22 protein-coding genes are annotated in these 25,516 nt (G+C 27.7%); 13 read left to right on the plus strand and 9 right to left on the minus strand.

Features of this window, described 5'->3' with window-relative positions; all coding sequences use genetic code 4:
* Positions 1–108: 108 nt before the first annotated feature.
* The 3 genes from ACT1UH_RS00270 to ACT1UH_RS00280 all read left to right on the plus strand — a co-directional run bounded on the left by ACT1UH_RS00270 (position 109) and on the right by ACT1UH_RS00280 (position 5,190).
* On the plus strand, positions 109–1,287 hold the full coding sequence (locus ACT1UH_RS00270; RefSeq protein ID WP_444705008.1) for an acetate/propionate family kinase: 1,179 nt from the start codon (positions 109–111) through the stop codon (positions 1,285–1,287).
* A 146-nt stretch (positions 1,288–1,433) separates the two neighbouring features.
* A complete protein-coding gene (locus ACT1UH_RS00275; RefSeq protein WP_444705009.1) occupies positions 1,434–3,302 on the plus strand; it encodes an ABC transporter ATP-binding protein in 1,869 nt (622 codons plus the stop codon).
* Positions 3,295–5,190 carry an ABC transporter ATP-binding protein gene (locus tag ACT1UH_RS00280; RefSeq protein ID WP_444705010.1) on the plus strand — a complete coding sequence of 632 codons (1,896 nt, stop codon included), beginning with the start codon at positions 3,295–3,297 and terminating at the stop codon, positions 5,188–5,190. The genes ACT1UH_RS00275 and ACT1UH_RS00280 overlap by 8 nt, the downstream gene beginning before the upstream one ends.
* A gap of 123 nt (positions 5,191–5,313) precedes the next feature.
* On the opposite strand, the gene ACT1UH_RS00285 is transcribed toward ACT1UH_RS00280, so the two are convergent.
* The 9 genes from ACT1UH_RS00285 to ACT1UH_RS00325 all read right to left on the minus strand — a co-directional run bounded on the left by ACT1UH_RS00285 (position 5,314) and on the right by ACT1UH_RS00325 (position 17,030).
* Positions 5,314–6,030, minus strand: a complete 717-nt coding sequence (locus ACT1UH_RS00285; RefSeq protein WP_444705011.1) for a pseudouridine synthase — start codon at positions 6,028–6,030, stop codon at positions 5,314–5,316.
* Entirely contained in the window at positions 6,030–7,337 is a 1,308-nt protein-coding gene (locus tag ACT1UH_RS00290) for a M20/M25/M40 family metallo-hydrolase (protein ID WP_444705012.1), read from the minus strand. Before ACT1UH_RS00290 ends, ACT1UH_RS00285 begins: the two co-directional genes overlap by 1 nt.
* Before the next feature lie 20 nt (positions 7,338–7,357).
* Complete coding sequence (locus ACT1UH_RS00295; protein ID WP_444705013.1) at positions 7,358–8,647, minus strand: endonuclease; 1,290 nt, start codon at positions 8,645–8,647, stop codon at positions 7,358–7,360.
* A 205-nt stretch (positions 8,648–8,852) separates the two neighbouring features.
* Positions 8,853–8,975 (minus strand): hypothetical protein, encoded by a 123-nt coding sequence (locus ACT1UH_RS00300; protein ID WP_438340645.1) that lies wholly within the window; start codon positions 8,973–8,975, stop codon positions 8,853–8,855.
* A 59-nt stretch (positions 8,976–9,034) separates the two neighbouring features.
* Positions 9,035–11,833, minus strand: coding sequence for a DNA topoisomerase (ATP-hydrolyzing) (locus ACT1UH_RS00305; RefSeq protein WP_444705014.1), 2,799 nt, complete (start codon positions 11,831–11,833; stop codon positions 9,035–9,037).
* A 14-nt stretch (positions 11,834–11,847) separates the two neighbouring features.
* On the minus strand, positions 11,848–13,770 hold the full coding sequence (locus tag ACT1UH_RS00310) for a DNA gyrase/topoisomerase IV subunit B (protein WP_444705015.1): 1,923 nt from the start codon (positions 13,768–13,770) through the stop codon (positions 11,848–11,850).
* Positions 13,771–13,839: 69 nt separating this feature from the next.
* A complete protein-coding gene (locus ACT1UH_RS00315; RefSeq protein ID WP_444705016.1) occupies positions 13,840–14,247 on the minus strand; it encodes a hypothetical protein in 408 nt (135 codons plus the stop codon).
* Positions 14,237–15,403 (minus strand): tRNA uracil 4-sulfurtransferase ThiI, encoded by a 1,167-nt coding sequence (gene thiI / locus ACT1UH_RS00320; protein ID WP_444705017.1) that lies wholly within the window; start codon positions 15,401–15,403, stop codon positions 14,237–14,239. Before thiI ends, ACT1UH_RS00315 begins: the two co-directional genes overlap by 11 nt.
* 1 nt (position 15,404) lies before the next feature.
* Positions 15,405–17,030, minus strand: a complete 1,626-nt coding sequence (locus ACT1UH_RS00325) for a hypothetical protein (RefSeq protein WP_444705018.1) — start codon at positions 17,028–17,030, stop codon at positions 15,405–15,407.
* 139 nt (positions 17,031–17,169) lie between these two features.
* On the opposite strand from ACT1UH_RS00325, the gene ACT1UH_RS00330 reads away from it, so the two are divergent.
* The 10 genes from ACT1UH_RS00330 to rplI all read left to right on the plus strand — a co-directional run bounded on the left by ACT1UH_RS00330 (position 17,170) and on the right by rplI (position 25,507).
* A complete protein-coding gene (locus ACT1UH_RS00330; RefSeq protein WP_444704989.1) occupies positions 17,170–18,663 on the plus strand; it encodes a hypothetical protein in 1,494 nt (497 codons plus the stop codon).
* 176 nt (positions 18,664–18,839) lie between these two features.
* A complete protein-coding gene (gene rpmG / locus ACT1UH_RS00335; protein ID WP_438340651.1) occupies positions 18,840–18,986 on the plus strand; it encodes a 50S ribosomal protein L33 in 147 nt (48 codons plus the stop codon).
* 3 nt (positions 18,987–18,989) lie between these two features.
* A complete protein-coding gene (secE, locus tag ACT1UH_RS00340; protein ID WP_438340652.1) occupies positions 18,990–19,280 on the plus strand; it encodes a preprotein translocase subunit SecE in 291 nt (96 codons plus the stop codon).
* A gap of 19 nt (positions 19,281–19,299) precedes the next feature.
* Complete coding sequence (gene nusG / locus ACT1UH_RS00345) at positions 19,300–19,878, plus strand: transcription termination/antitermination protein NusG (protein ID WP_438340653.1); 579 nt, start codon at positions 19,300–19,302, stop codon at positions 19,876–19,878.
* A 31-nt stretch (positions 19,879–19,909) separates the two neighbouring features.
* Positions 19,910–20,485: a variable surface lipoprotein gene (locus ACT1UH_RS00350; RefSeq protein ID WP_438340654.1), complete on the plus strand. Its 576-nt coding sequence runs from the start codon at positions 19,910–19,912 to the stop codon at positions 20,483–20,485.
* A 67-nt stretch (positions 20,486–20,552) separates the two neighbouring features.
* A complete protein-coding gene (gene tsaE / locus ACT1UH_RS00355; RefSeq protein ID WP_444705019.1) occupies positions 20,553–21,509 on the plus strand; it encodes a tRNA (adenosine(37)-N6)-threonylcarbamoyltransferase complex ATPase subunit type 1 TsaE in 957 nt (318 codons plus the stop codon).
* A complete protein-coding gene (gene tsaD, locus ACT1UH_RS00360; protein WP_444705020.1) occupies positions 21,509–22,453 on the plus strand; it encodes a tRNA (adenosine(37)-N6)-threonylcarbamoyltransferase complex transferase subunit TsaD in 945 nt (314 codons plus the stop codon). Before tsaE ends, tsaD begins: the two co-directional genes overlap by 1 nt.
* Position 22,454: 1 nt before the next feature.
* On the plus strand, positions 22,455–23,006 hold the full coding sequence (gene yihA, locus ACT1UH_RS00365; RefSeq protein ID WP_438340657.1) for a ribosome biogenesis GTP-binding protein YihA/YsxC: 552 nt from the start codon (positions 22,455–22,457) through the stop codon (positions 23,004–23,006).
* A gap of 112 nt (positions 23,007–23,118) precedes the next feature.
* Positions 23,119–25,089: a DHH family phosphoesterase gene (locus ACT1UH_RS00370; protein WP_444705021.1), complete on the plus strand. Its 1,971-nt coding sequence runs from the start codon at positions 23,119–23,121 to the stop codon at positions 25,087–25,089.
* Positions 25,070–25,507 (plus strand): 50S ribosomal protein L9, encoded by a 438-nt coding sequence (gene rplI, locus ACT1UH_RS00375; RefSeq protein ID WP_438340659.1) that lies wholly within the window; start codon positions 25,070–25,072, stop codon positions 25,505–25,507. The genes ACT1UH_RS00370 and rplI overlap by 20 nt, the downstream gene beginning before the upstream one ends.
* The last annotated feature ends 9 nt before the right edge of the window (positions 25,508–25,516 follow it).

A 25,516-nucleotide genomic window follows, 5' to 3' on the forward strand; every position in this document is an offset into this window, starting at 1 on the left:
TACTTGAAATTTTTAAAAAAATAATTAGAGCTAAATAATTATAAATAATATAGTTTTATATCTAGTCTTTATAATATAATTTAAAAAACATATTTAGGAGTATATTTTATGAAAAAAATATTAGTTATAAATGCAGGATCTAGTTCTATTAAATGAACATTGTTTAATGAGAAATTGGTTGTTGAGGCTAAGGGAATTGCTCAACGCATTAAGTTGAAACAAGGTATTCTTACATTGAAATATAAGGAAATTAATAAAGATTTTGAAATACCTCTTCCTACGTTTTTAGAAGCTGTCAAACAATTGGTAAAACAGTGAAAAGAATTCAATATCATAAAGGATTTTAATGATATTGAAAAAGTTGCATTTCGTATTGTGAATGGTGGTCCAAAATTGCAAAAAACAACCCTTATCGATGAAGAGAAAATCGAAATTTTAAAGCAATCAATAGATTTGGCACCAGTTCACAACCCTGGCGCAATTGAAGCAATTGAAGCATTCAAAGCTTTATTACCTTCTGCAAAAATGTCAATGCATTTTGATACTACATTTCATCAAACCATGCCTAGGATCTCGTATTCATATCCTATAAATAAGGATTTAGCAAAGGAATTAAATATTAGAAAGTATGGATTTCATGGATTAAATCATAATTATATTACTTTAAAGTGCCAAGAAATTTTAAATAAAAAAGACGTTAACATAGTTAGTTTACATATCGGAAATGGTGCAAGTTTATGCGCTGTGCAAAATAGTCAGTCAATTGATACGAGTATGGGTTTTACACCGCTCGCTGGTATTATGATGGGGACTAGATCAGGAGATTTTGATCCATCGATTATTCCATTCATTTTAAAGCACAAGGATATTAGTGTTGAAGAACTATTTAAATTATTCAATGAGCAGTCTGGTATGTTGGGCGTTTCTGGTATTTCATCTGATCTAAGGGATATTCAAAAGGCCAAGATAACTAATTCAGATGCGCAATTTGCTCTCGATTTATATACTCAAAGAATTGCCGATTATTTAATTACCTATTTAAATAGAATTACAGAAAAAGTTGATGCTATAGTATTTACTGCAGGCGTTGGCGAAAATGACGATTATATAAGAAGTGAAGTTATAAAAAAAATAAATATTGTTAATCTTTCACTAGATAATAAGAAGAATCAATGCCGAGAATTTAGTGATTATAAGATTATTTCTGATGCATCAAGCGCTATTCCTATTTATGTAATTCGTGCCGAGGAAGAACAATTCATTGCAAATGAAGCAATAAATTTATAGTTTTAAAGTAGCCTTATAAAGCTACTTTTTTTCTAGGTATTGCAATGATTTTGAAACAATAAGCAATCATGATTAATTAATATATAATTAATAAAGATATTAAATTTTAATTAAAGGAGTTAATGTTGCTTCGATTATTTAGATACATGGACCATAAGTATAAAATTTTATCAATTATAACCATTTTGCTAACATTACTTCAAGTTATCTGTTTTTTATTTGTACCGATTTTCATTGGAAATTTATCCAATTTAATCGCACAAAATTCATTTTTACAATTGCATAAAGACCAAACAAGTATATTAGATTATTCTAAAATCAATATTCTTAGGTTGTTTACAATTGAAGGAACACTCTCTTATTCTATAAAGTGGTTTACCTCATATTTTGCTCTTGTGTTATTAATTGGAACAATAGTAACCTTATTAGGGTCTATGCTTGCTTCATATATTTCGACAGGTGCTGCAAAACATATTCGAAAGTCGTTATGACAGCATTTAACAATTCTTTCGGAAAAAGATATTGAGTTTTTTAGTCATTCAAAAATTTTAACAAGGTTTACTATCGATATATCTAGGATACAAATTGGAATTTCCTCTGGTTTAAGATTAAGCATTATCGGCCCTTGCAATTTAATTTTTGGGTTAGTTTTTGCTTTGCTAACTGATCTGAATCTTTCAATTACATTAGGCGCTTTTGTTCCTGCATTATTTGTTATTATGGCGATAGCAGGAATGTCTTCTATGAGATTATTTCCAAAGGAACAAAAAGCATATGATGAAATTAATAATGAAGCAAGAGAAAGTATTTTAGGTGTAAGAGTTATTAAATCATATAATCTTGAAAATGTTCAATTAGATAAGTTTCAAAATAGTAATAAAAACTGGTCGAACGTAGCTAAAAAATCTTGAATTATTTATCATATTACTTTTTCATTTATTAATTTGTTTGCAAATATTGTGACTTCATGTATATTATTAGCCACTGGCTTTATTATTAGATCGAGAATTAACCAAGGTTTTTATGGTGTGATAACTGATTTGAAAGTTTTTAAGGATTTTAGCGATGTATTATCCTTATATAAAACAAAAATATCTAATGCTACAACATTTATAAATTATGTAATGTTTATTACTATTGGGGTAGTTATGTCTTCATTTGCAGTCTTTTTAATTTCTCGTGGAAATGTTTCATCAAAAAGAGTCATTGAAATCTTAAAAAAAGAAGCAGATATAGATTTTATAAAATCTAATAAAGTTATTACTAAAGGTGAAATTGAATTAAAAAATGTTTCATTTAAGTATCATGAAGAATCCGAAAATTTTGTTATAAAAGATATTAATTTAAAAATAAATCCAGGTGAAAAAATCGGAATAATAGGGCCGACCGGATCAGGCAAGACAACGCTTGCTAGATTACTTAGCCATGAATTTAAAACTATCCACGGAAGCATTAGCATTGATGGCAATGATATTAATGAAATTGATACAACTTCTTTGCGAAAAAATATTTCATTTGTTTATCAAAAACCAATTTTGCTTTCTGGAACTATTAAGTCTAATTTATTAATGGCAAATAACAAAGCTACACAAGAAGATTTAGAATATTTTGCAAAATTAGCATTTGCTTATGATTTTATAAATGCATACAATGATGGATTTGAGCATGAGGTTCTTAAAAATGGATCAAATTTGTCAGGAGGACAAAAACAGAGAATTTCAATAGCTCAAGGCCTTTTAAAGCAACCAAAGATTTTGATATTAGATGATGCAACATCTGCTCTTGATACTAAAACTGAGAAAATGGTTAAGGATAATATTGATATGCATTTTTCTTCAAGAAAAATTGTAACTATTATTATTACACAAAAAATATCATCAATTATTGATGCTGACCGAATACTGGTAATGGAAAATGGTTCGATAAGCGATATCGGGACGCATAAAGAGTTATTAAAAACTTCGAAGCTATACCTAGAAATAGCAAAAACGCAGTTAGGAGGTTTAGATGTATAATTTGGACCCTCTTAAGGTGGATGATAAGCAACAAAGTTTAACAAAAACCCAAAAAAAGAATATTCAAAAGCAAAGAAGAAAAATAAAAAGAGACGCTTTCAAAAGATTAATTTGGTATTTGAATTATAGAAAAGGGAATCTTTTTTGGATAATTGTCTTTTCAGTTTTTTCGGCCTTATGTTTAACTACCGGTACTTTCTTTTTAGGATATTTTATTGATAATTTTTTATCTGCTTCATTTCTTGTTGGCGAAATAAAATCTTTAGTACCAGAATATGTTGATAATTTTAATATTTCAAGCTTTGTGTGACATTTTGTTTTACTTATATTAATATTTGTTTTTCAGCAAATTTTTTCGTTAATTTCAAATGTTTTATCAGTTAGAGCCTCAATTTTGTCATGTTTAATTATGCGAGAAGATGCTTATAAGGCAATTATGAAAATGCCTGTTTCATTTTTTGACTCAGTTAAGACTGGCGAATTAATGTCTATACTAACTAGTGATATTGATAATATAAATAATGGTATGACTGGAAGCCTTAATACTATTATTATAACTTTTACAACAATCATTTCATCCTTTGGATTTATGTTTTACTATTCTGCTTATTTAACTCTAATTACTCTATTTTTAATGCCTTTAATGCTTTGCTTTGTTTTTATTGTTTTAAAGAAGGCTAATCCACAATTTAGAAAGCAACAATCACGTGTTGCTTCATTAAATGGGTTCATTGAAGAAAATCTTGCTGCACATCATTTAATTAGATCACTTGATTTTACTAAACAAATTGAAGACGAATTTATTATTAAAAATGATAAATTATATAGTTCATCTCTTAAGGCTAATCTGTATATTGGTTTAATGTGACCTCTTGGCAATGCCGTTATTAATATATTGCAATTAATTATCGTTGTAATTGCTTCTGCATTTACGGTTGTAAATATTGGTACAGGCTCTAATTCTAATTTTACGCCCGGGGTTATTATTACATTTGTTTTATACATAAGAGTTATGGCTAATAGTATTGTTCGTGTTTTTGAGAATCTTTCGTCTATTCAAATGGCGCTAGTTTCAGCAGTTAGAGTAATGAATTTGGCTACATTCAAACCACTTGTTGATGAAACCAAATTAAGGTCAATTAATTATACAAAGGGAAATGTTTCATTTATGAATGTTGATTTTTCCTATACAAATGATGTTAATAATCTTCAATTAAAAAATGCTTCATTTATGGCAAAAAAAGGGCAAGTATTTGCTATTGTCGGCCCTACTGGCGCTGGTAAAACTACGATTATAAATCTTTTAAGTAAGTTTTATTTACCGCTATCTGGTAACATTGAAATTGATGGAAATAATTCGCGCGATATTAAAGAACAAAGTTGAAGACAACAAATATCGATTGTTTTGCAAGATACATTTTTATTTAAAACCACAATTATGCAAAATCTTCGTTATGCTAATCCAAATGCTACTGATGATGAAATAAAGGAAGCTGCAAAAATTTCACACGCAGATGAGTTTATAATGCGATTAGGAAATGGATATGAAGAAATTATTGAAGAAGGTGGCGCTAATTTATCGCAAGGTGAAAGACAATTAATTGCTATAACACGAGCAATCATTGCTAATCGAAATATTTTAATTCTTGATGAGGCAACTTCTAATATTGATACGAGAACCGAAAAAATAATTCAAAAAGCAATGATGAAATTAATGAAGGGTAAAACTTCGTTTATTATTGCTCATAGACTTTCGACTATTTTGAGCGCAGATAAAATTTTGGTTGTTAATAATGGCGAAATTGTTGAATCTGGTACCCATAAGGAATTATTAGCTAAAAAAAGTTTATATGAAAAAATGTATAATTCATCATTCAGGGAAGACTAGCACCTATTTGTTTGCTAACTAATAAAGCCATTTTTCATGGAGCTAAATTAAAAAATCTGGTTTAAATCCAGATTTTTTTGTTAAAGCAATAATCTTTGTTATCTCTTTTGAAAAAACCTAATTTTACTTTTTAAAAGTTTTATAATTCTCTAAAATTTTGCTAATTTCATCTTGACATATTTCTCTGATTTCGCCCAGATTCAAATTATTATCTAATTTTAGTGTGCCTATTGATACTCTTTTTAGGTAGGTTATTTTATAACCAAAAAAATTTAGCATTTCCTTAACTTGATGAAATTTACCTTCATAAATAGTTATATATGCAGATTTAGAGTCTATAAAGATAAACTCATATCTTTCTACATGATAATTATTTGCAATGATAATTGGTTTGGGATAGTGATTTTTTATTTTTTCATCAAAAGGTTTATTAGTCTGGAAATAATATGTTTTAGGTATTTCGAATTTTGAGTTCATAATTTGGTGGCCTAAAAAACCATCATTACTTATTATTAATAATCCCTCTGTGTCTTTGTCAAGTCTACCATATGAAAAAAATTTATTGGGATCAAGGTCAATAATTTCGAAAATTGTTTTACTTTTTTTATCAAAATTTGCCGTTATGTATCCTGATGGTTTGTTGAAAACAAAATATTGTTTTTCTTTATATTCAACTAGCTTACCATCAATCATAATTGTATCATTATTAATATCAACACAAATTGGCTTAAGGATTGATTTATTATTTATTAGAACCCTTTTAGCTTTTATTATTTTTTTGCATTCATTTCTTGAAATGTTAAGATATCAAGAAATGATTTTTTCTATTCTTATTTTCATTATATTTCATCTTGTATTCTATTTAGAGCATTAATGTAAATTTCGAGTGATTTTTTTATTTCTTTGAATGTGAAGCATTCGTTTGGTCCATGCATTAAATGCATATATTTTGTTGAACCAAAGGCTACGCAATTATTAACTATACGTGCGTAGGTCCCTCCGCCAATTGCTAATGGTAGCTCTTCGGTATTCATTGCTTCATTATATGTTTGCATTAGTAATTTTATTAATTTGCTTTCGGGTGACATAAACATAGAATTTTTAGTTCCAACTACTTCAAAATGTACATCCGAAAAATTGCATGAAAGGTATTTTTTTATAGAATTTGTAACCTCTTCAACAGAATGGGTTGCCGGGACTCGCAAATCAAAAGTTATGATATGTTTGTCAGAGGTTGTTTTGATAATACCAAGATTAGCACTAAGGCTACCCGAGAAATCATCATAGTCTGGAAAAATATTTTTTAATCTAAAATCACGAGTTTCTAAATTTTCACTAATAAATTTTATTAGATTATATCTTAATAATTGGGGATGTTTTTCTTTTAGTTCTAGGATTGATTTGATAATAGCATTATCACCTTTTTCTGGCGTTGAACCATGACCACCCTTCCCTAGTACACTGTGTAGTTCTCCGTTGTATATATATTCAGTTTTGTCTGGTATTTGATTTACAACATTTCCGGCATTTATTTCAAGATTATCAATTTTATTAAAAATAAAACTAACTTGATATATAAGTTTTTCTGCAAAAATAAGTGGCCATTCTCCGTCAGGAGTATATGAAACATATGGATGGCCGAAGTCTGCAAGATAAAATTTCATTGATTTCATAGTTGTCTCTTCGGAAATCCCAAAGATAATTCGAATAGACCATTCATCATTGACTAGACCATTGTCTTTGAGATATTTCATTGCATACATGTTAATGATTGCAGGACCCTTGTCATCAAGACTACCTCTACAAATTATTTCATTATCAGTGATTACTGGAACAAAGGCGCTAGTTTTTCATTGCTTTTCATCGCCAGCAGGAACAACATCTAAGTGAGCTAAAATACCTAGAATTTTTGCCCCATTACCAATTTGTGCATATCCATATCGATTGTGTGGATCTTTATATGTTTCAAAGCCAAAAGAATCAGCTAATTTTAGGGCATAGTTTAAAGCATTATCAGCGTTTATACCAAATGGATATTTTCCTTCTTGCTCTATACTGATGGAAGGGATTTCGCATAAGCTTGCAATGTTTTTGATCATTTTATCAAACGCTTCTTTTTCTTGATTAAATTGAATATATTTTTTCATTTTAAATCCTTAAAATAAGATTAATTTTTAACTAATTTTATAGCAATCCCTTTGTTTTGAAAGACGTAATTATCGTCATGTTCAAAATAGACCTTTATTAATTCAGGATAGTCAGTAAATGGGTTACGATTTCTTTGATGTTTATAAACACCATTGTTTCTATCGATATCAAATTGTGAAATTCCATCTAATTTATTTCATTTTAAATAAGTTTCTAAATATTTTTGTTTTATTTGATTTATGCCATTTTCTTCAAAAAATACTCTTTGTGCAGAGTGGTTGTTTGTAATATTTTTGTCTCTATAAGTTAACACAAAATAGAAGAAGACTCTTGCTATATCACCTTTAAATTCATCTATTACTTCAAAAACCTGCTCTCCATCTTCTTTTCCAATTCCTAACTTTGAACCATTGCTTGAAACTATTTTGCCATTTTGAGTTTCTCCATATGGTAAATTACCATGGATAGCATTGACTTTTTTATCTGATGGTCAAACATGGTGAGCATCATTTCTCATTGGCCCTTGTTTTGCAAATCAGGATTGTGCAATGATATGTTCACGATTCATACCTTGCCCCTCTTTATTTCCAATGTCACGATATTTGCCAAATTCAAAGTTGTATTTGTCTTTTCCCCCAATTATTTCCGTATATAGATCTAAAACTGTGCCATCTTTTTCATAATACTTATCAACGAATGCATCAACATAAGTATTGTGCAACTTTGCATAAGCAGCTCTACCGACACCCGTTTTGTCTCGGTTTTGTAGTTGAATCATAAAAAGTTTGTCTCTTAATTCTTGTCCACTTAACCCATTTAGTGATTCATAAAATTTATTCGAGTTATCATATTGGATGTGAAATCCATTATTTGTGGTTGGGGCAGCGCCATTTCTTGCCAAGGTGTTATTATCTTGTTCTTGTTGTCTATTATCTTTCTCTTTCTTATCGGGAGTAATAGGATTATTCTCGGTTCCTGCTTCTGATTTTTTATCATTTGGATTTGCTGAAGGACTTATTTCCCTTAGAGTTTCATTATTTAATATTTCAATTTCCTTAATTAATGAATCAAAGTTTTTAGAGTTTTCCTTGCTTTCTATAATCTCTAGCTTGTTTCATAGCTTATTTAATTTTTCATTATCTTTTATTTTAAGGATGTTTTTTAGAAGTTCTTCTTTTTTATTTAGATATTTTTTTTCATTTTCAGAAGTTTGCGTTTGCGTTGAACATGAGGACAAAATCAAAAATGTTGTTGGTAACGTTAGCGTTGTTAAATAAATCATTATGTTTTTTGAATAAGTTTTTTTCATATTAATAATTTCCTTAGAATAAATTGGTTAACATTTTAATTATAATACTATTTAATTTTTAGCGTTTTTATAATACTCTAATATGCCTTAAAAGAAGGTTAATACTCACGACATAGAAGTTGTGTTATTTTATATTAATAATAGCAATGTTCTTAACATTAAAAAAACACACCACAGTGTGCTTAAGAGGTTACAAAATATATTATTATTGTGATTTTGCTTCAGCTTTTCTTGCTTCTCTTCTTAGGTCGCGGGCTCTTTCTTTAGCTAATTTGTGAGCTCTTTTTTCAGCTTTAACCTTATTTGCTAATCTAACGTCTTTTCTCATCGCATTTCCTTTCAATATTTGCTAATTTTATTACTTTAGAAGGATAGTTAATATTATAACTATTTTTTCTTAATTTGCTCAACTTTTTGCTCGATCAAATCAAAATCAATATCATCCATTGCTTTTATTTTTTCTTCAAGCGATAATGATTTCTTTAAATGTTCCTTATTTGATATTTTATGATTAAGTTCTTTGAAGTCATTGGCCGCATCAAAAAGGTTAATTTGATCTTCTTCATCAAAGATTTGGTTATTAATCTTTAATGAATTAGTGTAATAATTTTTTTTAAATAGTGTTGTTTCAGTTGTTTCTTCGATGCTGCTATTTTTTGTTAAATTATCTTGAAATTTCAGTTTTAGAATTTCTTTTTGTTTACTATCATCTTCAATAAGTTTGTTTATTTTTATATGCTGAATTAAGTAACCTGAATTATTTAATTCATTGCTAAATTTATTTAATTTTTCGATCTTAATTTTATCACTTTGACTGCACTTAAAATCAAGTTTTTGTGTTTCATTATTTTCATTTGTTATTAGTAATTCAAGGTTTTTAGTATTTACTTCTATACATTTTGGAATGCAATTGATATTTTTTAAACAGTTGAATAATTTGGTCCCACGGTTTGCGCGCCCTGTATATTTTATGTCCCTCATATTTCATTGTTTATACATTCCGCCTTCAGTTATCATTGTTACTACATTTAAAGGTAAACAAGTTGTAAAAGTAGACACAAAAATTTCTTCATTTGTTTGTAATTTAGGCAATAGTTTTATGCCTTGCGCTTTGAGGGCTAGATCAGTTGAAAAAACATTTTCATTTAATAAGAAATATGAACCATTATTAAGCAGTATAAAAATATCCTTTTCATCATTGCCAATTTTTGCATCGATTAATTCATCATCATTATTTTTAAAATTTATACAAATTCTCTTCTTGTTTAATACTTTTGAATTAAAGCTAGATATCTTTACTTTTTTAGCAAAACCATATTTTGTTATTAGTATAATGTTAGCATATGATTCATATGATGTTATTTCCATTACTCGAATAATTTTTTCATTGCTATCAAGATTCACTAATGAAGATATATGCACACCCAATTCTTTTCATGAATTATCTTTTAAAATATGTGCTTCAATGATGAAAAAATTCCCCTTGTTAGTAAAGAAAATTAATTTTGAAAGAGAATTAATTTCATCATAATATTTAATTGCATCTCCTTCTTTTAGTTTATATGTAGCAAAGTCGTTAGCATTATAGATTTTTGTACTAATTTTTTTGATATAGCCTTCTTGAGAAATAAAGAAATAAAAATTTTCATTTTTAGCAAGAAGTTTATGATCAATATCTTTATTTATGCCTTCTTCTTTAATTATGGTTTTTCTATCCTGTGCATATTCAATTTTTATTTCAGTTAGTTGTTTTATTAAAAAAATATTAAATTCGTAGTTATCACTAAGTAAGGTTTTACATTGTGTAATTAAGGCTTCAAGGTTAGTTTTTTCTTGCTGAAATTCAATTTGATCCATTCTTGAGAGTTTATATAATCTTAGCTCAGCTATGGCTGTTGCCTGAATTTCGCTAAAATTAAATGCCTTTATTAGTGAAAGAATTACACCTTTTTTGGAATTATCACTTTCCTTGATTAATTTGATAACTTCATCAGAAATTTCTGCTACTCTAATAAAACCTTCAACGATTTCATGGCGTAATTTATATCTTTGAAGATCGTATTTTATTCCATTGGTATTTATTTGTTTTGAATGCTCAAGAAATGCATATAATGCTTTGTAAAGCGATAATAGGCTAGGTGCATTTTTATATATAGCAAGCATATTGTAATCATAATTAACTCTTAGTTTAGTTTTGTTCATTAGATATATCATGATTGCCTCGGCATTTGCATTTTCTTCAAGTTCAATGTATATTGACAATCCATTGCGATCAGATTGATCTCTAATTTCTTTAATTCCAGAAATTACTTTTGAAGAAATGATTGTATCAATTTCAAAAACCATTTTCGACTTAACTACACCAAAGGGAATTTCAGTAATTTCTATGCCAATAATGTTTTCTTTTTTGTCATAAACATAATTATATTTTGAGGATAGTGCAATTTTTCCTCTTCCGGTCATAAAAGCATCGTGGATTCCTTTGGTCCCGTTAATTATGCCTCCGGTCGGAAAGTCAGGGCCTTTAACATAATTCATTAATTCGCTAGTGGTGATATTTGGGTTTTTAATCATAGCAATTAAGGCATCAATTAGTTCCCCTAAATTATGAGGAGGAATTTGTGTTGCAAAGCCTGATGCAATCCCCATTGCTCCATTTACTAGCAAATTAGGAAAAAGGGTCGGTAAGACAACAGGTTCATATTCTGAATCATCAAAGTTTGGAATCATTGGTACTACTTTGCGCTCCAAATCTTTTAGCATTAGTTCTGTTATTTTTTCTAATCTTGATTCTGTGTAACGCATAGCAGCAGCAGGGTCATCATCAATGGAACCCTTATTTCCATGCATTTGCACAAGCGGATAATTGCTTTTTCATTCCTGCGCCATTCTTACCATTGCTTCATAAACAGAACTATCGCCGTGTGGGTGATATTTACCTAAAACATCACCAACAATCCGTGCCGATTTTTTGAATGCCTCCTTGTTTCTAAGTTTTAGATTTCACATTGAATAAAGGATACGACGTTGTACTGGTTTTAAGCCATCTCTGGCATCGGGTATTGCACGCTGTTGAATAACATATTTTGAAAAACGGGCAAAACTATCGCTCATAATGTCGACCATATTCTTATCAATAATATTTTCAATTACCTGGTCATAATTATTTTTATTTTTCTTGTCCATAAGTCGTGCCTCATTTATTTTTTATTAATTTCAAATTCATCAATACTTGAAAAGTCGATGTTATTATTGATTCAATTTTTTCTTGCCTCCGAATCATCACTCATAAAGGTAGTTATATACCTTTCTACTAATGCTTGCTGATCGATGCCTACTTTAATGATTGAACGAGTTGCGGGATTCATTGTTGTTTCTCAAAGTTGGTCAGCATTCATTTCTCCAAGTCCTTTATATCTTTGGATTTCGTAGTTTGTATATTGCGACGTTATTTCTCTTAGTTGTTCTTCGTCTCAAGCGTAGAAATATTTGTTATTTGAGTTTTTAATTGTTATTTTATATAATGGGGGCAAAGCGATATATACCATTCCTAATTCAATTAGTTTTTTCATATATCTTCAGAAAAATGTTAATAAAAGCATTTGGATATGGGCTCCATCAACATCAGCATCAGTCATAATAATAATTTTTCCATATTGAGAATTCTTGGCATCGAATTCGCTACCAATTCCAGCTCCAATCGTGTTAATAATTGTTGCAAGTTCTTCATTTGCAAGGACATCAACTAACTTGGCCTTATCAGTATTCATTACAACCCCACGTAAGGGAAGAATGGCTTGAGTCATTCGATTTCTGCCCATTTTAGCTGACCCACCGGCCGAATCACCTTCGACTAAAAAAAGCTCTTTGATTGTTTTGTTCTTTGTTTGTGCAGGAGTTAATTTGTTTGAAAGAATTTTTTTTGAATCGAGTTTATTTTTTACCTTTCTAGCTTCATTTCTAGCATTTCTTGCCGCAATTCTTCCATCATATGTTCGCTTAATTTTCTCGATGATTTTGTCAGCTTCTTGCTTGTTTTCATTTAAAAAAAATGTAAATTTTTCACTAAAGAAATCTTCAACAGATTCCCTTGCTTCAGGCGTTCCTAATTTATCCTTAGTTTGCCCAACAAATTCAAGAATACTTTCAGGAATTTTTAGTGATACTACAGCAATTATTCCCTCTCTAACATCTAATCCATCAAAATTAATTTTTGTTTTAGAACTTGAATTTTTTGCATACCATTCATTAATTGTTTTGGTTAATGCAGATTTAAATGCTGTTTCATGAGTTCCTCCATCCCTAGTTTTAACATTATTGACAAAGGAATATATTGATTCACTATAGTTTTCAGTATAGGCTAATGATATTTCAACCTCAATATTGTTTTTTGATTTTCCTGACGCAAAGAAAATTCTACTGATAAATTTTCGGCCCTCGCCAACAAAGTTGATATATTCTTTAATTCCTTCATTGGTTTGAAAAACAACATTTTCGTTAGTATTTTCATTGATATAGTTGATTTTCAAATTTGATATTAAGAAACTGGCCTCTCTTAATTTTTCTTTAACTGTTTCAGATGAAAATTTCGCTTTTTTAAATATTGAATAATTAGGTCAAAATTGAACCCTAGTTCCACGTTTTGTAGTTGGTCCTATAATTGTTGTTTTAGTTGTAATTTTTTCTTGTTCAAAAGATGTGAAGTATTCTTTTTTGTCACGATAAACGCTAACTTCAACCTTAGAACTAAGGGCATTTACTACTGAGGACCCAACGCCGTGAAGTCCTCCACTAGTTTTGTATGCCCCATCGCCGAATTTACCGCCAGCATGTAATTCGGTAAATACTAGTTCAACACCACTTTTTCCTGTCTCATGTTTATTGATTGGAACACCTCTTCCGTTGTCTTCAACAATAACAGACCCATCACTTTTTAATATTACCTTAATATTATTAGCATATCCGGCTAATGCTTCATCAATAGCATTATCAAAAATTTCCCAAATTAGATGATGTAATCCGTTTGAATCAGTAGAACCAACATACATTCCAGGTCTTTTAATAACTGCCTCTAAACCCTTTAAAACTTTTAAATCTTTTGCTTCGTAATTAGTTGTACTCATGATAATTAATTATATATTTTTTGAATATTTAAATAAAAATTAAAAAATATAAAGACACAAATGAGTGTTTTATAGACGTTGGTTTTTATTGTTTTCTTCCAGTTCTTGGTTAATCATATGAATATCTGCATTCATAATTTTTTCACCCAAAAAGAAAATAGCAATTTTGTTAATTATTTTATTTTTAGTTATTTTATATATTTTTGCAAATGTGATTTTAATAATATATCTAATTAAGAAAAAACAGGTAAGTCAGCTAATAAATAGTATGATAGTGATCAAAATTAAAACTATAAAATTATTTGATTGCATTAGAAAATGTTTTCCATTATTTAAAATAAGATAAACAATCCATGCTGTAATGAGAATGATAGGAATAATAATTGCATAAACACATAAAGCAAGAAAGAAAATGTAATTTCTTTTAAGTTTTGGATATTTTTTTAGTTTACAAAAAAAATTATTTTTATTTGTCATTTCTTAAATTAAATGTTTTTATTTCAACTTCGTTAATTATTTCATTCTCAAGTTTCTCAAGATTTTTAAGTTCTTCTTCTAATCTTTTTGCTTCCTCTCTTGTGGGTTTGGTGACTGGGAATCTTGGAGCAAAAAGTTCACATGTTTCGCAAGCTTTTTGGATCGATATTTCCATTGTGTTAATGGCTTTGGCAATTGTGATTGTTTCATTTTTATCGAAGCTTAATAATGGTCTAAAAATAGGCAAATCACAAACCTCTGATATTGCGTGGATTGATTCTAATGTTTGCGAAGCAACTTGTGCTAAATTTTCACCATTCGAAATTGCTTTTATATTATATTTTTTGGCTATTTTTTGTGCAATACGATAGAAACTGCGACGCATTAGTGTTATTTTATATTTTTGATTTGATACAAGACCTATATAATTCATTAATTTTGTGTAATTAATTTGAAAAAGAGTAGAAGATCCTTGAAATTTGGTTAATGTTTTGATAATTTGTTCGATTTTCATAGTCGTTTTTTCATCGGTATGAGGGGGTGTAATGAAGTTTAAAAATTCAATCTTTAATCCCCTTTTTTGCAATAAATATGCAGCAACTGGAGAATCGATTCCACCACTTATTAAATGTAAAACACGTCCTGATGAACACACTGGCATTCCACCAAGGGCATAAATGTAATCGCTAAAAATATATGTAAATTTGTCTCTTATTTCAATATATATGGATAAATCAGGATTGCTAAGGTTTACAACTTTATTTTTAAAATTATTTAATATAAAACCGCCAAAGTGCATATTGATTTCCGATGAAGTTAAATGATAATTTTTATTATGTCTTCTGGCATTTATAGCAAAAGAGTTGAATGATTTTTTCGAGGCTAGTTCAAATACTTTTTTTTCAATATCTTCAATATTGGTTGATGTCTTATGAACTATTGAATAAGATGAAATTCCAAAAATAAATTTTAGGGATTTTAAATTTTGTTCTGAATACTTACAAAAAGCTCTGTCGTATTCCATTCTTAACTCATTTTTAGGTATATATAGTTCAATATTTTTTCTTAATTGATTAATGAAATCCTTTTTATTTTCACCTTTTAGTGTTAATTCTCCGTATCTAATTAATATTTCCATTTCTTGATTAGCACACATTTTATTTCTCCTTTGACTTATTAATTAATTTTAGCGATTTATTAATTATTTCATCATATTTATTCTGATATATTAAGTTAATTAATTCAATATTTTTTTCTTGAAATTTATTTTTTGTTAGCAAGTTAAAATTATCGATTAGATGCCTTGCAACCAAATATTTTATGTTAATCACAATAATTTTTTTTTGAATGACTTGATTTATTAAGTTTAGTTCATATTCGTCATTTATATTTTGCTTTTCTAGCAGTGATTCAAATTTATTTTTATAATAAATTATTTCCTCATTTAATGGTATTTTAAAGTCATGTAGTCCAAATGTCTCAATTAACATATTGGTCATTTTATCCTTGAAAGCGGTCTTATCTTTTTTGTTTCAATTATTTTTAAATTGTCTTTGAAAAAACGGGATTTTACACATTTTTTTTAGAATATTATTTAGATTATTTAATCTTTCAAAATATGAAATATTGCTTGAATTTTTTTTATTTTTTGATTTAAAATACGCCAGATTTTGGTAATAAAATTCATAAAAATTATTTATTAATAATTTATATTTTGCGTTTTGGCGGTCTGATTTAAGATTTTTTCAATTTTGTATATCAAAAAGATCAATTATTTTGCTTATAAGCTCAGAATTCGATTTTAATATTTCAAAACTATCTATTTCTTTTTTGATTTCAATATATTTGTAAATTATTTTTTTTGAAAGGCTTTCAAGTTTTGTTTTGAATGCTACAATTCAATCAAAAAAATTAGTTTTATGAATTTTAATTTTAATTTCTTCAATCACACTTCTAGTTTCATCAATGAAAGAATTTAGCATTTGCCAATTAAAAAAAAATTGGTGAAAAGATGAATACTTGATGACAAGGTCCTCAATAAATTTAAATGGAATTTCAATATTATTTTCAATATATGAGTATAGTGTTAAACCATTTTTTATAAAGAATAAAAAATCATTTAATATTTTTTTGATATTTTTTGAATTAATTAAAAAATGATTATTCCAACCTTTATATAGTTGAAGCTTACTACTATATTCGACAATATTTTTTATTTCATTGTATTTTTTATTAAATTCAATTGAAAAATCTTGCAAGAAAAGGTTGTTTTTATTGTTATCAATACATTTATTTATATTTAAGAAGACGGATTTTAAATTATTTGAAAAGATGAGAAATTTTGAGATATTTTGACTTTCAAGAAAAATAAAATCTTTGTTTTCTTTTATTGTTTCTTTTATTGTTTTTCATTCGACAATTGCTTTATTAAAAATTTTTTTAAATTCAGGGCTTTTCGATTTTTTTTCTTGTATGTTTCTTATGTTATTAATCATATGCAATTCATTAAGAAAAAAAGTTATCTTAGATAGTGAAAATTCAATAATATTTATTACATTAGCAGTTATTTTTTCTTGGTATGTACATTTATTGTTTTTATCTGTAAATTCATGAAATTGATTATTAATTTTTTTAATTTTTTTTAAATTTTGGTTTATGTATTCAATCTTTTTTTGAAGTTTCTTGATTTTAAATTCCTTTTTTAAAGATCGAATAATGAAGGTGATAATAATAGGTATTATCCAAATTACATTTAACAAAAAATACAAATAATTGTGTACCATAGTAAGTAAAATTATATTTTATATATCTTATTTATTGTTCACAATATATCTAAGTCTAGTTTTATTTGAAAAAAACGTTAAATTGCAACAAAAATGGGCCACCTAACATATATAGTAAAATGTTATAGGTGGTCTTATTATGCATGAAATAGAATTAAACTATTTTCAATTAAATAGAAAACGAAAATTAGATGTTATAACTACATATTCTAATTTAACAAATAAGCAATTATCTTTAAAAGCAAAATGTTCAATATCAACCATAAAAAGATTAAAACAAAAATTAAGAAATGCTAAATTATGCAAAAAAGAGGTTAACTTAGCACATGGCAATCAATGAGGCGATAGAAAAAAGATTTACAGTAATGATTTAATTATCAATTATGGAAAAAAATACGAAAGTGAAAAATTAATTGCTGGAACAAAAAATAGTTCTTGTAATTCATATATGTCTTACCGTTTGTTTTATGAGAGAATAGCTAATGTAAAAATATCATATAGTCAATTAACAAGAAGACTTACGCAAAGCGGATTTCTAAGTGCTTTTGCTCATAAAAATACAATAAAAAGACAAAAAACTTTTGTAAAAAAATATATACCTTATAAGCCAAATATTTTGCCTAAAGAAAAGATTGCAAAACCAACCATAATCTCAAAAAGAAAATTAGTAAATATGGGCGAATGTGTTGAACTTGATGGATTTATTCATTTTTATGTTGATCAAACCTTATGAACAATTGTTGCATGTATCGATGTTTCAACTTCAAAAGTTTTATCACTTTATTTTGACGAAAAAGCCGAATCAGTAAAAGGTTATCAAATTATTATTCAAGATATGATTAATAAATATGGGATACCAAAAGTAATGATTAGCGATAATAGAATGAATTTTCATAATAACCTTGAATCTAGCGCTATTTTGTATGATGCAGTCACAAAATTAGGTACTGAATTTATAACAACATCAGTATCTAATGAAAAACCACATATAGAAAGTTTTTGGAGAATTGCACATAATAGAATTCCGATATTTTTAAAAGATAGAAATATTAAAACAAACCAAGACGCTAATAAATATAGATGCGAAATTATTGCAATGCTTAATGATATAAAAACAAGAAAATCAATTACCGATTCTGAAAAAAATGAATTTAGAAAACCAAACAGCGCAACTCTTGAAGCTTATTTTGATTTGCCAATTAAAAGACAAATTTTTAATGGAATTGTAACATTTAAAAATAAAAAATATATTCCTAAAAATGAAAAAAATCAAAAAATAAAAGTCACATCAAAAAATGATGCAACTTTTATGATTGGTGCAGATCAACAATACTATTTTCACATAAACAATAAAAGATATAAAGCTTTTGAATTAAATGAAAATGACATTCAAATGTATGAGAAAATAGCATATAGTAAAAAGCTTCCTCTTGAAATATCGGTGGTTAAAAAAATTGTGAAACATCAAGAAGCCGGATATTACTACAATCAAATGTTATCTAAAAAAACAGAAATTTTAGAATCTTTTGTTAAAACTGGTCTTATTTCACAAAGAGAAATAGATTTAATGCGATCAATTAATGAAGATTTAGAAAAAATAAGAAGAGATATAAATAAAATTGTAATTTTATAATAAATTATTCTATTCCTAAAAGTAGAGCTATTTTTTTATATTTTTTTATTAGAAATTATGCAAAATGTATAATTAAACAAATTCAAAATATCGGTGGCTCATTTTTCACGCTAATTAATGATCTAAGTCTAGTTTTATTTGAAAAAAATGCAAAAAAATAATATAATTTTCCTTATATGAGAAAGCAAAAGAAAGTGTCACTATCTTGTCAGGAATGCTTGCATAAAAATTATTCTGTTAATAAAAGTAATGAAAAAAGACTAGAGATTAAGAAATTTTGTAAATATTGCAATATTCAAACAATTCATAAAGAGGAAAAATAAGGTATGCTAGAAAAAACAAAGATGAGTCCTGAAGAAAAAAAAGAGATTAAAGATAGAGTAAGAAGAGAGAAAGCTCTTTTAAAGGAAAGAAAAAAGGATGAAGCTAAGGCAACGAAACTTTACACTTTTAGAAATTTAGTAAGGGAAATTAAGAGAGTTGCGTGGCCAAGTAATTTCAAGTCTTGAAAATGGTTTGGAATTACTATTGCCTTTGTGTTAATCATGGCTATATTTTGCTTTGTTATAACTTTAATTTTTACCGGTTTATGAAATGTAGTGGGTATTAGAACATAATATTTTTTAAGGAGAAAAAATGTATTCAGATTGTAAGTGATATATGATATCAACTGTTTCAGGCAAGGAAGATAATGTTGTTGAAGCATTGAAAAATAAGATTAGTTCTCAAAAAATGGAAGATTTCTTTAAGGATATTAGAATTTTTAAGATGCCCCATTTGTCTAGCAAAGAATTGCAAAAGAAAAGCAGGGGCGAGGAATACAACATTAAGTATGTAAATATTTATAAAGGTTATATTTTTCTTAATATGATAATGACTGATGAATCCTGGTATTTAGTTCGTAATACACAATACGTTACTGGTTTGATTGGATCTTCTGGAAAAGGTGCAAAACCAACGCCAATCAGTGAAAACACCTTTGAAAAAATGGTTGAAAAAGAAAGGATTCTCATTGAGAAATTTGAGGCGGGTGATATTGAAACAGCATTCAAAGAGGGGATTATTGTTAAAATTAAGAGTGGTATATTCAAGGGCGAAGTTGGCGAAATTATTAGAAATGATGACATTGAACAAAAAGCATTTGTAAATATTGAACAATTTGGAAGAAAAGTGCCAACGGAATTCTCACATAATGACCTTGAGATTTGCTCTTAGTTATTTATGGTATTTATTTTAGAGGAGAATTATGAATAAAATAACAAAAACGTTAATTAGTATTGGTTCGATTTCTGCTTTGACTCTCCCATTAATTGCCATTTCATGTACTAACTATAAAGCAGAATTAGAAAGAGAAGTTTCTCTTGCTAAGCAACAATTATCTAATATTGAATTTGCTGATGATTATGAAGACAAATTAAGAAAAGAAATTATTGACGCTGAAAATATATTAAAAAATAATAGCAGTAAAAATATCGATTATCAGAAGGCACTTAGTGATTTTATTGAAAATACAAATAAAATTCTTAATGATAATAAAACAACAACTGAAAAATATAGTAATAACCAAAGAGATGTATTTATTTTTTTAAATACATTAAAGCAATATGCACATGAACAGTTGTCAGATAAAAAATATGATGAATTGAAAATTGAGTTAGTTAAACAATACAGCGCAAAAGAAGAAGAAATTAAGAAAATAAATTCAGTTTTATTTAATGATAATGCTAAAGCCAAATTAATACAAGAACTAAATAAAATTCTTGATGACATTAAAACGAAAAAAGCTGAAGTTGACAAAAAAGCCAGTGCTAAATTATTTTAAAAAAGAAGAATCATAAAATATTTGAATCTTCTTTTTTGTTTTTATATAAGGAGATTATTTTAAAAAAATGAAGGAATTTTGGTTTAAGGAAGGCGAAAAGCTAGATGAATTAGTTAATTATCTTCTGTCATTTAAAAAAATAGAAGCTATATTATTAGACGGGGAATTAGGCGCAGGGAAGACAACATTAACTGCGCAAATAGCCAAAAAATTAGGTGAATCTAAGGCTGTGGTTTCCCCAACATTTAATACTATAATATGCTATGATAAAATGGTACATATTGATGCGTATAAATTAGTTGGTGATTTATTCCCATATGAAGAATATTTTGAAGATAAAATTGTTGTTATTGAATGGTCAAAAAACATTATACATAATTTTAAATATTATTTTAATATTGAGGTCAGTCTTCATGAAAAGGATGGTCAAATTTTTCATTTATTTAAAATAACTAAGCAAACTTGTTATCAAGGCTTATTCATTGAAACTTCTTTGCCAGATTTTTGCATAGCTTTAACTGAAAATGGTAATGTGATTGACCATATATTAATTGAAAAACTAATTAAAAAAACTGATAAATTCTTTGAATCAATAGATGAGTTATTAGGAAGAAATAATACAAAGTTGAATTATCTAGATAATCTTTACATAACAAATGGACCTGGAAGTTTTACCGGAACACGCCTAGCCTTTGTTTTTGCATCTACTAATAAACTTCTTCAAAATGTAATCGCAAAAAATGATATAAAAGTTTTTATTGCGCCAACATATGATTTGTTTTTTAAACAACTAAATTTGGATGTTATTTATATAAAAGCTAATAGGTATAAGGCATATGAAGTAATTAAAACTAATTTAGGAATAACTATAAATTTAGTTGATAGTATAAATTCAGTAATAGATTTTAATTACCAAAATTTCTTTAAAAATTTTAGTAAATATGTTGATTTATTTAGAGAATCAAATGACATCTTAAAAGAGGAATTAATTTATGCTTCTGATCCTCAAATTGGAGGTGTTTAATGAAAATTTTTGCTATCGAGAGCTCTCATGATGATACCTCTTTTGCTGTTTTGGAAGATAATAAGCCTGTTTGAATGAAAACTATATCTCAAACAGAAATTCATAAAAAATACGGTGGAACCATTCCAGAAATTGCTTCGAGATTGCATGTTAGAAATATTGCATTATTAATTGAGGAATTTAAAAATATCGTTGTTAATAACAAGGAGATTTGTAAGAATATTGATTATATTGCTTATACTAAGGAACCGGGATTGGTAGGATCGCTGCAAATAGGTTTTATTGTTGCACAAACAATGTCCAGAATATATCAAATACCAGCAATTGGGTTAAATCACTTAGAAGGCCATTTTTATTCAGCTTTTATATCGAAAGAATTAGAATTTCCTGCCTTATGCTTATTAGTTTCAGGTGGACATTCGCAATTGATGTTATATACTGATTCTAATAGTTTTGAGATAGTCGGTGAAACTTTGGACGATGCCGTTGGTGAGGTTTATGATAAGATTGCTAGAAAACTATCATTAGGTTTTCCGGGTGGACCGATTATTGATAATATTTGAATTAATAATAAAGAAAAATATAAAAATAAATTTTCAATTCCACATACATTAAATGAATTAGATTTTTCATTTAGTGGAATCAAAACAGCCGTTATAAATCATTTTAATAGTCTAATAAATAGAAACGAAGAAATTAATATTAATAAGATTGCTTGTGAATTCCAAAATACGATAATTGCCTACCTTAAAATTAATTTAGAAAAGGCAATTAAAAAGTATGGACCAAAATGTATTACTTTAGCAGGAGGAGTAAGTGCTAATAAAGGAATTAGAGAAATGGTGTTAACCCTTCACAACAATGTTTATCTACCATTAATGGAGTATACAACCGATAATGCAATGATGATTGCTAGACTAGCTTATGAAAAGGTAAAAAAATAATATGTGAAAATTTATAAAAAGTTCAACTTCACAGGAAAATTGATTAGATTTTACCAGTTATGAGATTGTTTTTTGAGGACGCTCAAATGTAGGAAAGTCTTCGTTAATTAATGCTCTAGCTAATAATAAATTGGCAAAAACTTCTTCAAGTCCAGGACGTACAAGATTAATAAATTATTTTGAAACTAATAATAAAAAGATTGTGGTTGATTTGCCTGGTTATGGTTATGCTAGTATGTCTAAAAAAGAACAGCAAAAAGTTAGCGGAATAATAGATTATTATTTTCGCAACAGCCCAAATGACAAGATAGTTTGTTTCTTAATTGACGCCAAGATAGGGTTTATGCCGATAGATTTGGAAATGATTGAGTATATTAATAATTTAAAAATACCATTTAATATTATTATTACTAAAATTGATAAGGCTAACCAATCACAAAGGCATAGAGTAAAAACCCAGGCGCTAACATTTAAAAAAGAAGTAAATATTTTTATAGTCTCATCAGAAAAAAAAGTAGGGTTGCAAGATATTATCAAACATTTTGATTTTTAGTATTTAAATATGTTGCTTTCCAAAAATTTAAAATTACTAAAAATTAAATAATCTAGGTTTAATTTAGTGCGCATTGGTCCATTTTTATATCAATTTTTGTATAATTTTACATATGAAAAACAAAGAAGACAAAAAAAGATTACTCATTTTAATAATTCAAGTATTTACTTTATTTATAGTGCCAATGATTCTTTTGTTTGTAGGATTATTCCATTTACCTAATAATTGAAGAGTTCCTATTATTGTTATTTATTCGCTTTTGGTATTGGGCCTTGGAGTTTTTATATTTTTCATCATAAGAAGATATTTAAAAGAATCATCAATTGCAAATCAAACCCTAAATCAGTTCATTCAAAATGAAATAAGTGATCAAGGGATTGGCACTATTATTTTTTTAAATAATGGAAGGATTATATGAGCTTCAAACTTTGTTATTAACAAATTTGGTAAGTCAATAGTCGGAAAAAATATAAAAACTGTTTTTAATATTGAAGAATGAGATGGAAATAATAATAACTTTGTTTTTAAAAAAGATGACTATGAGTACGATGTTCAGGTTATTTTTGAAAAAAATATTGTTCAGATTAAAGATATAACTATTCAAACAGCTTTATTAAATGATTACAAGATGCAACGTGTTGTTTTTGGCGAATTTCATATTGACAATATGAATTTATACCAAGTATCCTTATCACAAGAAGATCTTTATGCTATATATTCAAGTTTTGGGTCCTTGTTTGATGATATTTCTAAAAGTTATAATATTATTTACCGGCAATATGAGAATGGGCGTTTCTTTGTTTTAACTAATCAAGAAACTCTTGAGCAACTAGAAAAAACCAACTTCGAGGCATTTAATCAACTTAAAAATAAGAGTCTGCATAAAGGTATATCCTTGACATTGTCTGGTGGGTTTTCATATGGTTTATTCAAGTTGGAAACACTTGATAAATTAGCCAAAGAGGCATTATTACAATCCAAAACCCGTGGTGGAGACCAAATAACTGTTTTAACAAAAAATGAACATCCAAGATATTATGGAACTAGCTCAGAAATAAACATCAATATGTCTCGTACTAATGTTAGCTATATTTCTAAGGTTTTGATTGCAAAATTAAAGTCTAAGAATATTAACAAAGTTATAATTTATGGTCATAAGAACGCCGATCTTGATGCGCTGGGTTCTGCGTGGGGTATTCATAAATTAGCAAGAGCTTATGAAAAAGAAACATTTATTCAAAACAAGACATTCGATGAAACCACGCAACGCGTTTATGATCATATGAGTCCATTAGACAAGCAAATCTTTATATCGCCAAAGGAAGCGACATTATTAAATGATAAAAAAACACTTGTAGTAATTTGTGATGTTGCTGATGAAACAAGAATTGAAAATCCCAACGCATTTAAAGGTATTGAAAAGGATAATATAATCATTATTGATCATCATCGAATCGGGGCAAACCCATTATATGCTTTTAGAGAAAATACTTATATTGACTCATCAGCATCGTCAGCCTCAGAAATTGTTAGTGAAATAATTGCTATTTCAAATAATGGTGACAAGATGGATGAGATCACAGCACAATATTTGTTAAATGGCATTTATCTTGACACTAATAATTTTCAAAAACAAACAAGTTCCAAGACTTTTTCAGCAGCTGCCTTATTAGAGATATGAGGCGCTAAGATCCAAATTTCAGTTAATACTTTAAAATTAGATATAGAAACCTTCAAACAAGTTTTAGAACTTCTTGAAAACTTGCAGGAGGTTAAACCTGGATATTTCATTGCTTATAAAAACATTTTTGTTTCCCCTGATGTAATTTCAATTGCTGCCGATGAAATCCTAAGAGTTAATGGAAGAAAAGCAGCCTTTGTTATTGGCAAATTAGCTGGGACTAAAAAATGTAAGATGTCAGCCAGAGGAATTGACACTAATGTTCAATTAATTGCAGAAGCAGTTAACGGTGGAGGGCATTATGGCACGGCAGCAGCTGAAAGTGATGAAAATATCGAACTTTTTGTTGATAACTTAATACAAGCGATAGTGAGTGTAAAAAATGAAAGTAATAATAATTAAACAATATGATAAATATAAAGCAAATGAAATTGTTGAAATCAATGATGGGTTTGCAAAAAATTTCTTAATAAAAAATGGTTATGCTCAACCAGTGAATAAACAAACTCTAGCTAATTTAGAAAGAGTTAAGCAAAACATTGCCGAAGATCATGCAAGGGAAGTTGAAAAAGCGATTGTTTTAAAAGAGCAAATTGAAAAAATAACTTTAAACTTTTTCTTAAAATCGAACGGAAATATTGTTCACGGTTCAATAACCAACAAGGCTATTGAAAAAGAATTAATAAAACATAATATTAAAATTAGTGCTCATGCCTTAAATAAAGATTCTTATAACACCTTCGGAAAACATTATATTAATGTAAAGCTTCACCCGGAAGTTAATGCAATTTTATTAATTCAAATATTCGAAGAAAAATAATTTTATAAC

The organism is Mycoplasma sp. 332 (genome assembly GCF_052378275.1).
Classification (GTDB): domain Bacteria; phylum Bacillota_I; class Bacilli_A; order Mycoplasmatales; family Metamycoplasmataceae; genus Metamycoplasma.